This is a genomic window from Streptomyces sp. NPDC111520 (assembly GCF_055635295.1).
The window spans coordinates 1-16,546 of the sequence record NZ_JBVKBW010000011.1; the positions used below are offsets into that span (position 1 = coordinate 1).

Below are 16,546 nucleotides of genomic sequence, written 5' to 3' on the forward strand. Positions count from 1 at the left end.
CCCACCAGACCCGGCGGCAACACCCCCGCCAACCCCCGCAACTCCGGATACCCCCCCGTCACGTCCTGCCCGATCCCCGACACCAACCGCACCTGCCCGTCCCCCGGCAGATACACCAGCACCCGCGCCCCGTTGAACAACGGCTCGAACCCGTACTCCGCCTCCACCCCCGCCCCCGGCAACGGACCCGCCACCGCCAGCATCGGCGACCACGCGGGCAGATCCGACCGAGCCACCGACCCCGCAGGAACACGCGTACCCATATACACCAGCATCCCCCCACACCCCCCGACCGGCGAATCAAACACCGCACGTCCCGGGCAGCGTGGACCCGCTCCCGGCCGGGTGGGCCGGGAGCGGGTCCACGCGGGGCGCGCGGCGATCAGGCGGGCGCGCCGCTGAACTTCGGGTTCGCGCCGTACTCGTTCTCCGAGGGCCCGCCCTCGATGCAGAAGAAGACCAGCAGGACGATCGCGCCGAGGAACGGCACGAGGCCGATCAGCAGCCACCAACCGGAGCGACCGGTGTCGTGCAGGCGGCGGACGGAGACGCCGAGCGTGGGCAGGAGCACCGCGAGCGCGTAGACCGACTGCAGGTAGTCGAAGCCGATGGCGCGGCCGACGAACAGCAGCACGATGCTGATCACCAGGTTGACCAGCGCGAACATCCAGTACTCGGTGCGGCGCGCGCGCCCGCCGAAGACGGCGTACTTCCTGAGCACGTCCAGGTACCAGTGCATGCGGAACCCCCCAAGGTCGACGACCCGATGCCCGTCCGGAGCGGGCGAGCAGGCGGAATGTACGGTTTTGTAGTGCACAAGTCAAGACATTCGGCGGGAATCCGATGGTGGAGGAGCCCGGTCCGCTCCATGACGGTGCGGTCCTGCCGTCCGGGTGGCGGGCCGTCGGTCATACTCCGCGCTCTCGGGGGTAGACGGGGCGCGAACGGCCGGGCCCACCGGCCGGCACGCACACCCACAGCGGAGGTCCACCGATGTCCCCCCAGCCCCGAACGGGTCGGCCCACGGTGTCCATGACGTTCGACCACATGCTGGAGCGGGTGCGGTACGACGGCGTCTACCCGACCCGGGAACGGGCCGAGGAGGCCGTGCGGGCGGTGCTCGCCGCCCTGGGCAGGCGGCTCATCGGCGACGAACGCGTCGCCCTGGCCGCGTGCCTCCCCGTCGAGGCGGCCCTGGTCTTCACCGCCGAGATCCCGGAGATCCGGCCCATCACCTGCGGCGCCTTCGTCGAGGACCTGGCCGCCCGCACCGGCGGCACCCCGGCCACGGCCCGCTGGGACAGCTGCACCGTGCTGGCCGTGGTGGCCCGGCTGGCCGGCCGCGACCTGACCACGCGCGTCCTGCACCAGCTGCCCTGCGACTACGCCCCGCTGTTCGGCCGCGACGACCTCGTCAGCGCCGCCTGAGCCGGCCGCCCCGGGGCGGCTACAGGTGCCGCATCCACAGGTTGGACTCGGCGTAGACGCCCAGGTCCCGCTCGCGGTCGATCTCCACGAGGTCGAGCGCGCCCGGCACGACGTAACCGCCGGTGCGCGGGAAGGCCATGTCCGCCCAGGCCTCCCACTCGGCCACGGTGCCGGGGATCACCATGGAGCGCGGCGCGGGCGCGAGGACGGTGGCCCCGAGCCGTTGATGGGTGCGGATCCAGGGGTCCAGGTGCAGCCCGTCGGGGCGCGTCCAGCCGGCGAAGTCCTCCATCCCCACCAGCGGGTACCGCGCCTTGAGGGTGGGCCGTACCGGTGCGATCACACGCCGCAGTCCGGCCTCCACGGCGCGCTCGCGCAGTGCGGTGAGCACCTCGCCGGCGAGCCCGCCCCCGAGGCGGTCCGGACGGACGGCCGCAACCATGACGCAGAGGGTGTCCGGCACCACGCGGGCCTCGTGCCCGGTCACCGCCGCGGCCAGGGCGCCGTCGTAACCGCCGGGCAGCGTCCCGGCCTCGCCGTCCCAGCGCAGCGGGACCCCCGCCCCGCCGGCCACCACCTCACCATCGTCCAGCAGCAGCACGTCGAACCGCGGGAAGTACTCCAGCGCCCGGCGCCGGTACTCCGCCGAGGACGGCGCGTGCAGGATGAACTCCGGCCACCCGCCCCAGAGTGCGGCCCTCGCCTCCGCACGGAGGTCGGGGCGCTCGCCGGCTGTCACGATCTCCGTCTCGGGCACGCGGGGAGCCTAGCCCCGTCGCGCGGCGGGGGCGAACCACGGGCTGAGGACCCGGGACGAGGGAAGTCGTCGTCCCGTACCGAGCCGTGTCCGCCGGCGGTGGCGCCGTCACCCCGTCGCCGTGGGGCGGCTGTTGCCCGTCACGGCGCTAGCTGAGCACCCACCGGGGCGGGTGCGCTGGACCGGCCGGGCAGATGAACACGTGGAGGTCCCGGTCACGGCCGAAGCGGAGCCGGGTGGGACTCACGACGGCCCGCCCGCCGCGGATCGGGCCCGTCCCGTGCGTCGTCGGCTCACGGTCCTCCAGCGGCACCCAGCTGTGCGGGGCGGCCTCCGTCTCGTGACCCGCGGCGGTCAGCAGCAACCGCATCGGGGCCGCGCAGGACCCGCAGTCGACGGTCATCGGGCCCGTCGACGCCCAGCTGGGAAAGCCGCCGACACGCCAGCCGGGTGGTACGGACAAGTCGGACTGGTAACTGAGGGCCTCGCGGCCGCCTTCCGGCACCTGGGCGTCGTCCCACGCGTCGATGCGCGCGATCAGCGCGGCGGGAAGGGTGTCGCCCTCCGCCCAGGGATAGGTGTCCACCTCCTCGGGATGCAGGACGCAGGGTTCGGGGAGTTCGTGTTCCCACGGCAGAAGCGGCACTTCGGGGGCGGTGTTCAGGTGCTGTCCGGCGCGCTCGGCCTCCGCGGAGCGCCGCCACCGCAAGTGGTAACGGCGTTCCAGGTACGGGCCGTGGGTGAAGGGACAGCGGAACAGCTGCACGAGATCCGCGCCGCCGGGGCCGGAGGCCAGAGCGGGGACGTCCCGGCGGAAGATCTGGGCGAGTCCCACGAAGGGCACCGGTCCGTCCTCGCCGGGAGCTGCCGTGCCGGGCCACGGCCGCTGCGGCGGCCACGTGTCCGCGGCCCGGGCCCTGCGGATGTCCTCCGGCGCGTAGCCCTTCGTCCCGGGCCGGTGCGGTTCGGGGCAGACCGGCCAGGGTTCGCCCTCGGGCCACAGCACGGGCCCGCCGACATGGCTGTCGTACCGGCCGGGCCGCCCCGGCCTGGGGTGCAGCCGGGTCGTACGACCCCGGTGGGCGGCCAGTTCGGGGAACACCGCTTCCACGGACACTGGTCTGGCCGTTGTCGTCCTCGTCATGCCCCGACCGTACGCGGCCGGGGAAACGCCGGGCGAACGAATACCGGGCGGTTCGCCCGGGCCGGGTCGCCCCGGCCGGGGGTCAGGACTCGCGGGCGGAGGTGTAGGCGTCCGTCGGGGCCTGTTCCGGCGTGCGTCGGGCGGTTCCGCCCTTCGCCACGACGCGCGACGCGGCCCGCGCCGTCCCGTGGCGGCGCCGGGACAGGAGGCGGGTGACGACCAGCGCGGCCGCGCCCGCGGCGACGAGCACGGGGATCGCGAAGAGCCCGGCGCGGTGCAGCAGTTCGGTGGCGGCCGCACCGGCGAAGTAGCCGAGCAGCACATTGCCGACGCCCCAGACCAGCGACGCGGCGCTGCTGTAGAGGAAGAAGCGGCGGTACGGCATGCCGGACGCCCCCGCGACGAACGGCAGGAAGGTGCGGACGAAGCCGACGAACCGGCCCGTGAACACGGCCGCGCCGCCGTGCCGCACCAGGAAGTGCTGGGCGCGTCCGACCCGGCTGTCGGGCCGTATGCGGTGGAGCCGGGTACCCGGGTGTCGCTCGCAGTGCCGGCCCAGTGCGTAACCGAGGCTGTCCCCGGCCATGCCGCCGGTGACCACGGCGGCGGCCAGGAGCAGGGGGTCCAGGTCACCGCGGCCGGCGACGGCGGACGCCAGGAGGATGACCGTCTCGCCGGGAAGCAGGAGTCCGACGAACGCGCTGGTCTCCCCCGCCGTCACGGCGAACACGACGATGTACGTCCACCAACCGGCCGCCTCGATCAGACCGTCGACGTGCACGGCCGTCAGCCCGCCTGCCGCAGCGGGGCCGCGTCGGGTGCGGAGCCTCGCGAGCGCCGCCGGTGGGGCAGGAGGCGTGCGGTGAACCAGGCGAGCACCGGCACGCCCGCGGCCAGGAGGGCGCCGGCCACCGGGTCGTCGGCGGTGGCCACGGCCGCGGCCACCGAGGAGAGGGCCACCGCCGCGACGGCGATCCGCGCCCAGGCGGCCGGCACGGTGGCGACGACCGCGAACGCCGTCAGGAGGTACCAGCCGGCTCCCGCACCGGGCAGCGCGAAGTAGTCCGCCAGGTAGTCGCGGGCCGGGGACGTCCCGCGCACCGGCACCCGCCCCATCGACGCGGAGAGCGCGAGCCCGGCACCGCTGGACAGCAGGAGCGCCACGGCGACGCGGACGTAGACCGCGGGGTGCCGGTGGGCGAGCCACAGCAGCGTCACCGCCATCAGGGGCCAGGGGGCCACGGAGTGGATCCGGTCGAGCACGTGTGCCACGTCCTGCCCCAGCGCCGTCCAGCCGTCTCTCGCGGAGGGGGGTGGGTTCACGGCGGTCTCCTGATCAGCCGGGTCCGCGTCGCCACGGCGGCGCGTCGACATCGTCTTCCGATCAGGCAACCGGACTTGGCTCTCCGCTTATTTCCACCGTGACGCAGCTAACAGCGCACGCGCCCGCCGGCACGGCGGTCAGTTGAGGCCGTGCCGCTCGCGGTCCGGCCCCCGCAGGCCCTTGGCCTCGGCGTTCCCCAGAAGGGCGCGCCGGGTCTGGAGCGGGGTCGGCGCGGCCGGCAGGGGGCCGGTGTGGACCGGCCGGCAGGCCTCCAGCAGGAAGGCCACCAGGCGCCGCCAGGCGTGCGGCGCGGCGTCCCGGGTCACCTCGACGACGCCGGCGTTGGCCATGAGGAAGAGCAGGACGTCCTCCGGGACGACGTCCTCGCGCAGGGCTCCCGCCTCCTGGGCCCGGCCGACGAGTTCGGCCAGGGCCCGGCTCTGGCGTTCGCAGGAGCCCGCGGCCACCGGAGAGTTGGGGAGCCTGAGGACGAGCAGGTCGCTGATGCCGCGGTCGGCCGCCATGGCGGCGCACAGCCGCTCGACGAACGTGCTGAAGCCGGTCCAAGGGTCCTCGCAGAGCAGCGCCTCCTCGGCGATGGCGCCGACCCGCGCCAGCTCTTCCTCGAAGGCCGCCTCGACGAGTTCCTCGCGCGAGGGGAAGCGCCGGTAGAGCGTGCCCGCGCCGACACCCGCGCGCTCGGCGACCTCGTCCAGCGGCGCGTCCAGGCCGCGTTCCTCGAAGATCTGGCGCGCGGCCGCCACGATCCGCCGCCTGTTGCGCGCGGCGTCCGCACGCAGTCCCCGTTCGGCGGATCGGGGGCTCTCGGTCGCTGCCATGGCCCCAGTTTACCAAGTGGACAGTCTCCTCCGGATGCCGTCGTACGGGGGCGGCGCGGACCGCGTCCCTACCGCTCGGCGACGCCGTCTCCGGGCGAAGTCGCGGGCGGAATGGGGAAGTTGCGGTCGAAGACGTTCTGCGGGTCCCACTCGGCCTTGAGCCGGCGCAGCCGAGTGAGCGCCGGCTCGGGGAAGGCGTCCGTCAGGCGGGCCGGGTCGGTGTCCGTCTCGAAGCTCAGGTACATGCCGTCCAGGTGCGGCCGCAGCCGGGCCCATTGGGCGTTCATGCGCGGGACGAGGTCCGGGGCGGTGGCGCCGAGGACGGAGAACTCCTGCGTACGGTGCGACCAGGCCATGGCGTCCGCGGGGACGTCGTGCACGGCGCCGCCCATCGACCGGAACTGCATGATCAGGAGGTCGCCGGACCTCATCATCGCCTCGACGGTCTCCGCGGCCTCGCGGGTCATGTGCGGGAGGAGTCCGCTGCGCGTGTCCTCCAGGCCCTGCCCGCGGTGCCGGTTCCCGGGAGGCGCCACGATCGCGTGGTACGGGGCGAGTTGCGCCTGCTGGTCGAGGACCGGCCCGGTGGACAGGAAGGGCGTGAGGGCCTTCTGCGCCTCCTCGACGTCGTCCCCCGCGTACACCAGCGTGATCCGCGCGGTCACCGGGGCGCCGCGCCGTCCGGGGAAGAGGGACAGGAAGCTGCTGATCTCCCGCGGGGCGGCCTCGACCAGGCGGCCCCATTCCACCAGGAAGTCCGCGGTGTCGGTGGCGTCGACGACCAGCGTCGCGTAGGCGACGTCCTCGACCTCGTAGGCCTGCAGCTCGAAGGCCGTCACGATGCCGAAGTTGCCGCCCGCGCCGCGTACCGCCCAGAACAGGCCGGGGTGGTGGGCGGCGTCCACGCGGAGCCTGCGGCCGTCGGCGACGACGATCTCGGCCGCGGTGACGTGGTCGACGGTGAGGCCGTGCTTGCGGGCCAGGTAGCCGATGCCGCCGGCGGTGGCGAGCCCGCCGACGCCCACGTCGCCGTAGTCGCCGGAGCTCATGGCCAGTCCGTACGGGGCGAGTGCGCGCGCGACGTCCCCCCACCGCGCGCCGGGCTCCACGCGGACGCGTCCGGTGGACGGGTCGAGGACCTCGACCGCGTTCATCCGGGAGAGGTCGATGACGACCCCGCCGTCGTTCGTCGACCGGCCGCTGATGCCGTGGCCGCCGCTGCGCACCGCGACGGACGCGTGCTGGGCGCGTGCGTAGCCGAGGGCCGCCACGACGTCGTCGGCGTTCTCGGCGCGGACGACCAGGGCGGGCGATCCGGTGCGGGTGTAGGTGTGCCGCACGTCCTCGTAGCCGCGGTCGCCGGGCTCGACGGCCTTCCCGGCCAGGGACTCCGGGAGGGCGTCGTAGTCCAGGGTGCCGTGCCGGGCGGCGAGCACGGCCGCCGGGCGGCGCGGGGCGGTGCTCGTGCCGGCGGCCGCGCGTTCGCGTGCGACGGCCTCGCGCAGGGCGGGCGCCACCTCCTCGCCGAAGGTGCGGATCACACGTGGGTCGTCCCCGCCGATGAAGAACCCCGAGAAGCCGTCCTCCACGACGAGCGGGAGCAGTTCCTCGACCCACTGCGCGGGAGGCCCCTGGAGGTGCCCGCGCCGGACCGGGGAGAAGTCCACCCGGAGGATGTTGAGCAGGCGCCGGATCTCGCCGGGGTCGCGGCCCGCGGCGAGGGCGGCCTCGTCGATCGTCCTGCCGGCCTCGGCCGTCCCGGGGCTCCGCAGGTATTCGAGCGTGGGCAGCCAGCCGTCGGCCTTGCGGCCGGTCAGCCGCAGCATCCGCGGCTTGTACGCACCGAGCCAGACCCCGATGTCGTGGGCGGGACGCGGGCCGCGCTTCATCCCGGGGACGGAGTGGTACCGGCCCTCGTGGCGCAGCGGTCCTGGGGTGTCGTCGGCCCAGACACCGCGGATGACGTCCAGGGCCTCCTCCAGCGCCTCCACGCCCTGGCCCGGCGTCAGGCGCCGGCCGCCCATGGCGTGCACGGCGTCGGGGAACGCGCCCGCTCCGAGGCCGAGTTCGAAGCGTCCCCCGGACAGCAGGTCCAGGCCGGCCGCCGTGCGGGCGAGCATCGCGGGAGGGCGCAGCGGCAGGTTCGTGACGTTCGCCGCGACGCGCAGGCGGCTCGTCCGCGCCGCGACCCAGGTCATGAGCGTGTAGGTGTCGAGGAAGTCCGGGTTGTAGGGGTGGTCCTGGAACGTCGCGACGTCCAGGCCCGCGGCTTCGGTGAGTTCGGCCAGGGCCACGGCCTGCGCGGGGTCGTGGGCGGTCGGGGTGATGAAGGTGCCGAGCAGGAGTTCGTGACCGTGGTCGGGCATGACGTCGTTCCTCTGGTTCTGCTGTCGAGCAGCTTATCTGCCTCGCAAATAATATAGATCACAGCACATCTGTGGACCCACGTATTCCTCGGCCGGCTCGGGGCGGACATGGAGTGGGACCACGGGTGTGCGCGAGCACGCCAGGTCGCCGGCGGTGCGGCCGGGGCGGCGGGAAGCGCGGGGGCGCCTCCACGGCACCCCGGCGGTCAGTTCGCGGAGCCGCGCCGTCCGCGGCGGGGCGAACGGGACGGGCGGGGCGCCTCTTCGGCGATCCCGAACTCGACGACGACCTGGCACGGGTCGGTCATCGCGTCGCGCCCGGTCACATGACGGGCGAGGGTGCACAGCATGCCGCGGAACGCCTCCCGCGATCCCTCCGGCAGGACGCCGAGCAGGTGCCGCTCGACCAGGCCCACGCGGGCGCGCAGCTCCTCCCAGTGCTCGGCACCGCGTTCGGTGGCGAACACGTGCCGGCTCCTGCGGTCGGCGGGGTCCGGCCTGCGCTCCACGAGGCCGGCGGCCTCCAGGTCGTCCAGGAGGTAGGTCATCACCGTCCGGTCGACGCCGAGGCGTTCGGCGAGGGACTTCTGGCTACCCGCCTCGCCGGTGGCCGCGGCCGCGAGCACGAAGTAGCCGCGCGGGCCGCCCGGGATGTCGCCGACGGCGGCGTCGACCGCCTTGGCGTACGCACGGAAGACCGCACCGATGGCGAAGCCGAAGTCGTCGTCCAGGCCGGACGGGACCGATGAACCGGACGGGCCGGACGGGCCGGATGCGCCGGACGCGCCGGGCTCCGGGGCCTCCGCACCGAGGCTGCGCTGTGACGTCACGAGCACACCCTAATTCACTTCGGTACGACATACAGTCTGCTTAACAGACTATCTTGCCTGCATAAGGTCTGGCTACACGACTGCTGCCCTCCCGGGTCGCGGCCGCGTCCACCACGCTGGAGGACGCCGTCGCCGCACGTCCCTGACGGGACGCGCCTTCGGGACACGCGGGGCGGCCGGGACGGCGTGGGTGAGCGGATTTGGATATCGGCGCATCGGTGCCGCGCCGGCCGCGGAGGGGGGTGACGGTGAATTCCGCGCCGAAAACGGTGAGTTCAGCGCCTGGGAAGCCCGCGGCGGGTCTGCCGGGAATTCCGTTCCGGAAATCACCCGGACGGTGCGGGGAAGCCGTCGCCGCGTGGACACGGGACGACGCGTCCTGTCAAATTCAACCTGGTCTCACCACGCCGGACCAGCGATAACGAACGCGCCGTCACATAACACTGCGCAGACAGGAAAAGCGTCCGGATTCCCGCCGCCACCCATGCGGGGACACCGCTCCGACGCCCGGCGCATTCCTGTGACCTTCCCCACCGCTGTTCACCGGAATACCGGAAGGATAACTTCCGGTTGTTTCCCTCCGTTCGATCACAACGGAACCGGAGGCAGAAATGAACGGCCCGCTCCCCTCTTCGGGCGACAGTGGTGGCAGCACGGACGGCACCCTGGTCGTCGTCCCGCTGTGGCGTGCCCCGCTCGCGGGACAGGGCGTCCGCACGGAGTCGCGTCCGGGCACCCGGACCGACCGGCAGGACTTCCGGGCCGTGCGCTGAGCCCCACGGCGACGGGGGGACGCGGCCGGGCGCACCAACGGGGTGCCGAAGTCGACGCCCGCGAACCCGAGCCGGCACCCGGACCAAGCCACAAGCGGAGGCAGGCGCTCCGCGCCCCGGAACGGGCGCGGCGCGGGGCGGGCGGACCGCCACCCGCCCCGGGGTCAGGTGACCTCGAAGCGCGCCGTCTCGGCCACCGCGCTCTCCCGCGCGGCCGCGCAGGTCAAGCAGGTGATCTCGCGCGCCGCCTTGTGGGAGGTGGCCATCCCCATGGCCGCTAGACGTTCGACGGAGACACCCTTGACGCGGGCGTGCTCCGCGCAGACGCCGGCGCCGCATTGCCGGCACACCGCCACCGCGGTGGCGGGCCGGTCGCCCAGGAGACAGTCGAAGCAGTACATCGGGCACGCTCCCTTCGCGTGCGACAACCCGGCCCCGCCCCGCGATTCCACGGGGACTTACGCACCGGGACCTGCTTCCAGAATATCATTGCCCAGTGCAAAAGTGAGCAATGTCAACGTGGCACCGACGGGCTCGGGGCACCCGCCTGGGCCACTGCGTCCCGGCAGGTCACGGCACGCAGCCGGGAGGCGGCACGCGCCGCCACCGCACCCGGTGTCACGGCACCCGGGCGGTCCACTCCGGGGAGCCGAACTTCGCGGCGACGAGTTCCTCGGCGCGCGCCAGCTCCTCGGCGGTGACGCTCCCGTCCGTGAGGCCGTAGCGGGCGCGGAAGGACTCGATCATGCGGTCGATGACGGCCTCCCGCGGCAGCCCGGTCTGGCGGCGCAGCGGGTCGACGCGCTTCTGCGCGCTGCGCGTGCCCTTGTCGGACATCTTCTCCCGCCCGATGCGCAGCACCTCCAGCATCTTGCCGGCGTCGATGTCGTAGGACATCGTCACGTGGTGCAGGACCGCCCCCGCCCCGCCGTCCGGGGCGACCACGCGCTTCTGCGCGGCGCCGGCGATCTTGCCGGCCTCGGTCGCGATGTCGTTCAGCGGCTGGTACCAGGCCTTGATGCCCATGTCGCCCAAGGCGTCGAGGACCCAGTCGTCGAGGTAGGCGTAGGAGTCGGCGAACGACAGCCCCGACACCAGGGAGGCCGGGACCGAGAGGGAGTAGGTGATGGTGTTCCCGGGTTCCACGAACATCGCGCCGCCGCCCGAGATCCGCCGGACGACGGTCAGACCGTGGCGCGCGGCATTGTCCGCGTCGACCTCGTTGGCGAGGGACTGGAAGCTGCCGATCACGACCGCCGGGGCACCCCATTCCCACACGCGCAGGGTCGGCGGGCGGCAGCCGGCCGCGACCTCCGCGGTCAGGACCTCGTCGAGGGCCATGTGCAGGGCCGGGGACTGCGGTCCCTCGTGGATCAGCTGCCAGTCGTAGTCGGTCCAGTCCGTGGCCTGGGCGAGGGCCCGCCGTACGGCGACGGCGATCCCCTCCGCGGTCAGGCCGTACATGACCGTTCCCTCGGGCAGGGCGGCCTCGATCCGGGTCGCGAGGCCGGCGGCGTCGGTGTCGGCGGGAGCGCCCTCGAGGGCGCGGTCGATGGCGGAGATCGCCTCGTCCGGCTCGAGGAAGAAGTCGCCTGCGACGCGGACGTTGCGGAGGATCCCGTCGTGGTCGTCGAGGTCCACGACCACGAGCTTCCCGCCGGGCACCTTGTACTCACCGTGCATGCCGACGACAACCGTCCCGGCCGCCTCTTTAGTCCCGGGCGCTGCCCCGGGCACGGACGGGGCGGGCGCGGCGCGCACGGCCGTGGTGCCGATGTGCCTGTACTGAGGGCGCCCGCGATGGAACACTGAGTCCGCAACCAGTCGTTCAGGGGGATCCGACATGACTGCCGCCCGGCCGGGCCACGAGCCCGCCACCGGTTCGCCGCTCGCCGTGCAGCGCGGGGGACCGACCGTGCTGCGCATCGTCCTGGGAACGCAGCTGCGCAGGCTGCGCGAGTCCCGGCGGATCAGCCGCGAGGCGGCCGGCGAGGCCATCCGCGCGTCGCACGCGAAGATCAGCCGCCTGGAGCTGGGGCGGGTGGGCTTCAAGGAGCGCGACGTCGCCGACCTCCTCACCCTGTACGGAGTGACCGACGCGCAGGAGCGCGCCGACCTGCTGGCGCTGGCCCGCCGGGCCAACAACCCCGGCTGGTGGCACCAGTACGCCGACGTCCTGCCGAGCTGGTTCGAGACGCACATCGGCCTGGAGGAGGCCGCGCACACCATCCGCACCTACGAGGTGCAGTTCGTGCCGGGCCTGCTGCAGACCGAGGCGTACGCCCGGGCCGTCACCCGGCTCGGCCATCCCCGCGCGACCGAGCGGGAGATCAGCCGCCGGGTCGACCTGCGGATGACCCGTCAGGACCTGCTCGCCAGGCCGGACGCGCCGCAGCTGTGGGTCGTGCTCGACGAGGCCTGCCTGCACCGGCCGCTCGGCGGCGTGGACGTGATGCGCGGTCAGCTGGAGCACCTGATGAAGGTCGCCGCCCTCCCCAACGTGACGCTGCAGATCGCCCCGTTCGACATCGGCGGCCTGGCCGCCGCGGGCGGACCCGTCACCATCCTGCGCTTCTCCGAGCCCGACCTGCCCGACATCGTCTACCTGGAGCAGCTGACGAGCGCGCTCTACCTGGACAAGCAGGACGACGTGGAGCACTACCTGACCGTCATGGACCGGCTCGCGGCCGAGTCGCAGCCGCCGCGCAACACCGGACGGATCCTGACCCGGCTCATCGACCGGATGGGCTGAGCACCGCCGCCGGGGGTGAACCACGCGCGCTCTTCCCTAGGATGACGGTTGCCCGGCGTCATCGCGGAGAAGGATGGTTGTCATGACGGACGACGTCTCCTGGGTCGACCAGACCAGACCAAGCATCGCGCGCGTCTACGACTACCTGCTCGGCGGCAAGGACAACTACGCCGTCGACCGCGAGATCGGCGACGTGTTCAAGAAGGACCTGCCCGGCTCGGTGGCGATCGCCTTCGCCAACCGCGCCGCGCTGATCCGCGCGATCCGGGAGATCGCCACCACGACCGGTGTACGGCAGTTCGTCGACCTCGGCAGCGGTCTGCCGACCGCGGACAACGTCCACCAGGTCGCCCAGCGGCACGCGCCCGGCTCCACGGTGGTGTACGTGGACAGCGACCCGATCGTCCTCGCCCACGGCCGGGCGCTGCTGGAGCAGAACGACGACACGCGGGTCATCCAGGCCGACATACGCGAGCCCGACGTCATCCGGCACCACTCGGACACCCTCGAGGTGATCGACTTCGACGAGCCCGTGGCCGTCATCCTCAGTGCGATCCTCCACCACGTCAACGACGACGAGGACCCGGCCGGCATCGTGGGCTACTGGCGGGACCAAGTGCCCTCCGGCAGCTACTTCTTCGTGAGCCACTTCCGGTCCGGCAACAACCCGGAGACCGCCGAGTCGGAGCGCATCCTGCAGCAGACCTTCGGCCGCGGCCGGTGGCGCACCGACAAGGAGATCGAGAACCTGCTGGACGGCCTCGAGCTCCTGGAGCCGGGCATCGTCGCCGCGTCGCTGTGGCGCCCGGACCCGGACGACGGTGTCGCGCGCATCGGCGACGCCGAACGTGAACTCACCGTCTGGGAGCGCCTCATCGCCGCCGGGATGGCCCGGAAGCCGTAGCCGCGGGGCGCCTGCCGCGCCGGGCGGGTCCCGAACACGGCCGTGCGCGACGAGAGGAGCGGCCCGGGACCGCCGGGGGCCACTCCGGGGCCCCGGGACCGCTGTGTTCATCAGACACCCCGCGGCGTGATCCGGCGAGCCGGACTGACCCACCCGGGTTCCGCGCGCGTTCCACCCGGGTGCCGCACGGTGTTCCGCCCGTGCCGATGCGCAACCCCGCGCGGTGGACACCTGTGTGACGGGACGTCCGGGACGCCGGGCACGAGCGCGTGGTCAGCGGCTGTCACCGCACCAGTCCCAGTGGACGGGGTCCCCTTCCCGCGGGGCGTACCGGGCGCGCCCGCCCGCGCCGAAACGCCCGATGTCGGTGCGCAGCTCGGCACCCGCGAGGTGTTGCGGCCCCGTCCAGCCGGTCACGTCGAGCAGCAGCCCGTCCAGCGGGCCGCCGACCAGCTCCCGGTAGACGTGCCCGGGCCGCGGGCCCGGATCCGGGTCGTCGACGTCGGCACCGTAGACCCTGGGTCGTATCAGCTCGTCCATGTGCTCCACGGTGTCACCCGGCACCGACAATCCCCCGGGACGCGGAGCCCGCGCCGGTCCGGAGGGCGCCGGACCGGCGCGGGAAGCAGGCGGGTGCCGGTCGCCGCTCGCCGGCGGCCGCGCGGGGACCCGACCGCTGTCACGGCCCCCACGGCGCCAGGCGGCGTACTCCCGCCACCGGTCACCCGCTTCCCGCTGCAACCGCCGGGCGGAGGCGGTCATTCCCGCCCCGGCGGCGGGTCCGCGACGGTGCGGGCCTCCCGGCTTCCGCCCCAGGCCCTCCGGTCGACGCGCCGTGCGCCGAACCACCCACGTCCGAAGGGTAGTTCCGTGCCGGAGCGGGCCCTCCGGCGTGCCCGCCCGGCATAAGATCGACTTCAGTCGGATCGGCAGGGCAGGCGGCAGCGGAGGACCGGGTACACGCACATGGCAGAACACATTGCCACTCCCCCGGGCCGAGCGGCGCTCGCCGTGCGCTGCCGCCGCGTCGTCGACTCCGAGTGGTTCGGCGTCACCGTCTTCGTCCTCGTCCTGGCGAACGCGGCCGTCCTCGGCGTCGAGACGTACGACGGGATCACCGGGCGCTGGCACGGCGCCCTGAAACTGGTGGAGCACGGCTTCCTGGCGGTCTTCACCGTCGAGGTGCTCTTACGGGCCTGCGCGCACGCCGACCGCCCCCGGGACTTCCTCCGCGACCCGTGGAACGTCTTCGACCTGGCCGTCGTGACCCTGGCCTACCTGCCCTTGGCCCGCGAGAACGCCACGGTGCTGCGGTTGCTCCGGCTGGCCCGGGTCGTGCGCGCGGCTCGTTTCCTGCCCCAGTTGCGCATCATCATCGTCGCCGTCGGCAAGAGCCTGCCGGGCACGTTCAGCTTCCTGCTCGTGGGCACGCTGCTGCTGTACGTCTACGCCATGACCGGCTGGGTCTTCTTCGCCGACGCCGACCCCGAGCACTACGGCTCCATCGGACGGGCCGCCCTGTCGCTCTTCCTGCTGATCACCCTGGACGGCATCGGGGACGCGGTCCGCGGCGGCCTGGAGATCTCGCGCTGGAGCCTGCTCTACTACGCCTCCTATGTACTGCTCGGCTCGTTCGTGCTGGTCAACCTGCTCATCGGCGTGGTGATCAGCTCGCTGGAGGAGGCCAGGCAGCTGGAGCACGAGCGGGAGGCACAGGAACGCACGCCCGACGGCGGGACGTCAGACCACCTGCGCGAACGCATCGCCACCGCCCGGCGGGCCCTGGACGAACTCGAGGCGGGGCTGGCACTCGCCGGCGCGCGGAGCGACGGCCCGGAGGCCGCCCCCGCGCCCGCCCCCGCCGCGGTCGGCGGACGTGCGGAGACGTCGCCGTCCCCCACCTGAGGCCCCCCACGGGGCCGGCGGGGGAGTCAGAGCGAGAAGATCCGGGCGAACAACCCCACGGCGATCAGGAGTGTGACGGCGAAGATCGCCACCAGGGCCACGACCTCCCACGCCTTCGGGACCTCCGGGGGCTCGGTGAACGAGATGCCGGCCGTGGTGCTCTCCTCGCAGGCCGGTGTCGGAGTGGGATCCGTCCGCTCGCGGTGCGGGTGCAGGGCGGGTGCGGACCGGGCCGCGGTGCCGGCCGTGGCACCGGAGGCCGGGCCGATCATGGGGCCCGTCAAGGGCCGGGGGGTCATCAGTGTGTCGGACATGCTCACCACTCCGGACGTTCCTCTGGCGGGCGGGGAACCCGCTCCGCACGGCGTCACGTCGGGCGGCGGCAGCCGGCACCCTCAGGGTCCTCGGCTCGGTCCGCGGTGGTCTCCGCTGCCCACTGCCCGGGCAATTCATCGTATATCCGCCCGAAGGGATCCACGATCAGGGAACCCGGCACCCCGGGCGACGTCGGTGAGCGTCCGGTCACCCACGGTCGCCGGCGGCACCCTGCCCCCTCGCGCAACCGGAGGATCCGGGCGGCATGGGAGAGGATGGGGCGAGGGCTCGCGCGGACAACACCGAGGGAGACGACGGAAGATGACCGACGCACTGGTGCTCGGCGGCGGGGGCGTCGCCGGGATCGCCTGGACCACCGGACTACTGGCGGGGCTCGCGGACGCGGGGCAGGACGTGACGGGCGCCGAGGTGCTGGTCGGGACGTCGGCGGGGGCGACCGTCGCGGCGCAACTGGGCAGCGGGCTGTCCCTGGACGAGCTCTACGCCCGGCAGACCGAGCCGGGACTCCAGTCGGCCGAGATCATGGCGGAGGTCGACCTGACGGACTTCGGCGCGGGCATCGCCGAGGTGCTGCAGGGCGCCGCCTCCGTCCCCGACATGCGGCGCGCGGTCGGTGAGTACGCCCTCGGCGCCGAGACCGTGCCGGAGGCCGAACGGCGACGTGTGATCGCGTCGCGGCTCCCCTCCCACGTCTGGCCCGCGTCCCGGACGGTGCGGATCGTGGCGGTGGAAGCCCACACGGGCCGGCCGCAGGTCTTCGACGCCTCGTCCGGGGTGGACCTCGTGGACGCCGTCGCCGCGAGCTGCGCGGTGCCGGGGATCTGGCCGCCCGTGACGATCGACGGGCGCCGCTTCGTCGACGGCGGTGTGCGGTCGGCATCGAACGCCGACTACGCCGCGGGAGCGTCGCGTGTGCTGGCGATCCTGCCGATGGGGACCGCCGAGCTGTTCCCCAGCGAGCGGCCGCTGGAGCAGGCCGTGGCCCAACTGCGGGCCGCCGGGGCGGAGGTCGCCATGGTCGGACCGGACGAGGCGTCGGTGGCGGCGATCGGCACGAACCCGCTCGACCCCGCCACCCGCCGCCCCGCCGCCGAAGCGGGTCGGGCCCAGGGCCGCGAGCTGCGGCTCGAGTGGAGCCGCACATGACCACCGGGGCCTGTGCCCGCGGCATCGCGAACGCCGTCGCCG

At 73.6% G+C, this 16,546-nt stretch carries 18 protein-coding genes and 1 pseudogene; 6 read left to right on the top strand and 13 right to left on the bottom strand.

All coding sequences use genetic code 11. From position 1 onward, the window contains the following. A pseudogene (locus tag ACZ7MY_RS25425) lies at positions 1 to 275 on the bottom strand (hypothetical protein); the annotation flags it as partial. 107 nt (positions 276 to 382) lie between these two features. After that, positions 383 to 739, bottom strand: coding sequence for a DUF805 domain-containing protein (locus tag ACZ7MY_RS25430; protein WP_499605053.1), 357 nt, complete (start codon positions 737 to 739; stop codon positions 383 to 385). Between the two features lie 293 nt (positions 740 to 1,032). On the opposite strand from ACZ7MY_RS25430, the gene ACZ7MY_RS25435 reads away from it, so the two are divergent. Continuing rightward, positions 1,033 to 1,428, top strand: a complete 396-nt coding sequence (locus ACZ7MY_RS25435) for a DUF2267 domain-containing protein (protein ID WP_499605055.1) — start codon at positions 1,033 to 1,035, stop codon at positions 1,426 to 1,428. Between the two features lie 19 nt (positions 1,429 to 1,447). Here the strand turns inward: ACZ7MY_RS25435 and ACZ7MY_RS25440 are convergent, their stop codons facing one another. The 7 genes from ACZ7MY_RS25440 to ACZ7MY_RS25470 form a co-directional block, all read right to left on the bottom strand. Then, entirely contained in the window at positions 1,448 to 2,185 is a 738-nt protein-coding gene (locus tag ACZ7MY_RS25440) for a hypothetical protein (RefSeq protein ID WP_499605057.1), read from the bottom strand. A 148-nt stretch (positions 2,186 to 2,333) separates the two neighbouring features. Beyond that, complete coding sequence (locus ACZ7MY_RS25445) at positions 2,334 to 3,329, bottom strand: hypothetical protein (protein WP_499605059.1); 996 nt, start codon at positions 3,327 to 3,329, stop codon at positions 2,334 to 2,336. An 82-nt stretch (positions 3,330 to 3,411) separates the two neighbouring features. Next, entirely contained in the window at positions 3,412 to 4,110 is a 699-nt protein-coding gene (locus tag ACZ7MY_RS25450; protein ID WP_499605060.1) for a DedA family protein, read from the bottom strand. A gap of 5 nt (positions 4,111 to 4,115) precedes the next feature. Next, positions 4,116 to 4,652 (bottom strand): hypothetical protein, encoded by a 537-nt coding sequence (locus ACZ7MY_RS25455; RefSeq protein ID WP_499605062.1) that lies wholly within the window; start codon positions 4,650 to 4,652, stop codon positions 4,116 to 4,118. A gap of 138 nt (positions 4,653 to 4,790) precedes the next feature. Next, entirely contained in the window at positions 4,791 to 5,492 is a 702-nt protein-coding gene (locus tag ACZ7MY_RS25460; protein WP_499605064.1) for a TetR/AcrR family transcriptional regulator, read from the bottom strand. 68 nt (positions 5,493 to 5,560) lie between these two features. Next, entirely contained in the window at positions 5,561 to 7,858 is a 2,298-nt protein-coding gene (locus ACZ7MY_RS25465) for an LLM class flavin-dependent oxidoreductase (RefSeq protein ID WP_499605065.1), read from the bottom strand. A gap of 206 nt (positions 7,859 to 8,064) precedes the next feature. Next, positions 8,065 to 8,688 carry a MarR family winged helix-turn-helix transcriptional regulator gene (locus tag ACZ7MY_RS25470; RefSeq protein ID WP_499605067.1) on the bottom strand — a complete coding sequence of 208 codons (624 nt, stop codon included), beginning with the start codon at positions 8,686 to 8,688 and terminating at the stop codon, positions 8,065 to 8,067. 611 nt (positions 8,689 to 9,299) lie between these two features. On the opposite strand from ACZ7MY_RS25470, the gene ACZ7MY_RS25475 reads away from it, so the two are divergent. Beyond that, entirely contained in the window at positions 9,300 to 9,461 is a 162-nt protein-coding gene (locus ACZ7MY_RS25475; RefSeq protein ID WP_499605069.1) for a hypothetical protein, read from the top strand. Positions 9,462 to 9,625: 164 nt separating this feature from the next. Here the strand turns inward: ACZ7MY_RS25475 and ACZ7MY_RS25480 are convergent, their stop codons facing one another. Then, positions 9,626 to 9,862 carry a DUF2180 family protein gene (locus tag ACZ7MY_RS25480; protein WP_499605071.1) on the bottom strand — a complete coding sequence of 79 codons (237 nt, stop codon included), beginning with the start codon at positions 9,860 to 9,862 and terminating at the stop codon, positions 9,626 to 9,628. A 217-nt stretch (positions 9,863 to 10,079) separates the two neighbouring features. Then, positions 10,080 to 11,144 carry a lipoate-protein ligase LplAB gene (lplAB, locus tag ACZ7MY_RS25485; RefSeq protein WP_499605073.1) on the bottom strand — a complete coding sequence of 355 codons (1,065 nt, stop codon included), beginning with the start codon at positions 11,142 to 11,144 and terminating at the stop codon, positions 10,080 to 10,082. 160 nt (positions 11,145 to 11,304) lie between these two features. Here lplAB and ACZ7MY_RS25490 point away from each other — a divergent pair, with 160 nt between their 5' ends. Together ACZ7MY_RS25490 and ACZ7MY_RS25495 are read left to right on the top strand one after the other, a co-directional pair. After that, a complete protein-coding gene (locus tag ACZ7MY_RS25490) occupies positions 11,305 to 12,213 on the top strand; it encodes a Sco1979 family transcriptional regulator (RefSeq protein ID WP_499605075.1) in 909 nt (302 codons plus the stop codon). 82 nt (positions 12,214 to 12,295) lie between these two features. Further along, positions 12,296 to 13,117 (top strand): SAM-dependent methyltransferase, encoded by an 822-nt coding sequence (locus ACZ7MY_RS25495; protein WP_499605077.1) that lies wholly within the window; start codon positions 12,296 to 12,298, stop codon positions 13,115 to 13,117. Between the two features lie 273 nt (positions 13,118 to 13,390). On the opposite strand, the gene ACZ7MY_RS25500 is transcribed toward ACZ7MY_RS25495, so the two are convergent. Next, on the bottom strand, positions 13,391 to 13,657 hold the full coding sequence (locus ACZ7MY_RS25500) for a hypothetical protein (protein ID WP_499605079.1): 267 nt from the start codon (positions 13,655 to 13,657) through the stop codon (positions 13,391 to 13,393). A 426-nt stretch (positions 13,658 to 14,083) separates the two neighbouring features. On the opposite strand from ACZ7MY_RS25500, the gene ACZ7MY_RS25505 reads away from it, so the two are divergent. After that, positions 14,084 to 15,022, top strand: coding sequence for an ion transporter (locus tag ACZ7MY_RS25505; RefSeq protein WP_499605081.1), 939 nt, complete (start codon positions 14,084 to 14,086; stop codon positions 15,020 to 15,022). Between the two features lie 26 nt (positions 15,023 to 15,048). On the opposite strand, the gene ACZ7MY_RS25510 is transcribed toward ACZ7MY_RS25505, so the two are convergent. Further along, on the bottom strand, positions 15,049 to 15,336 hold the full coding sequence (locus ACZ7MY_RS25510; RefSeq protein WP_499605082.1) for a DUF6480 family protein: 288 nt from the start codon (positions 15,334 to 15,336) through the stop codon (positions 15,049 to 15,051). 322 nt (positions 15,337 to 15,658) lie between these two features. Here ACZ7MY_RS25510 and ACZ7MY_RS25515 point away from each other — a divergent pair, with 322 nt between their 5' ends. Next, positions 15,659 to 16,504, top strand: coding sequence for a patatin-like phospholipase family protein (locus ACZ7MY_RS25515; RefSeq protein WP_499605083.1), 846 nt, complete (start codon positions 15,659 to 15,661; stop codon positions 16,502 to 16,504). Positions 16,505 to 16,546: the final 42 nt, after the last annotated feature.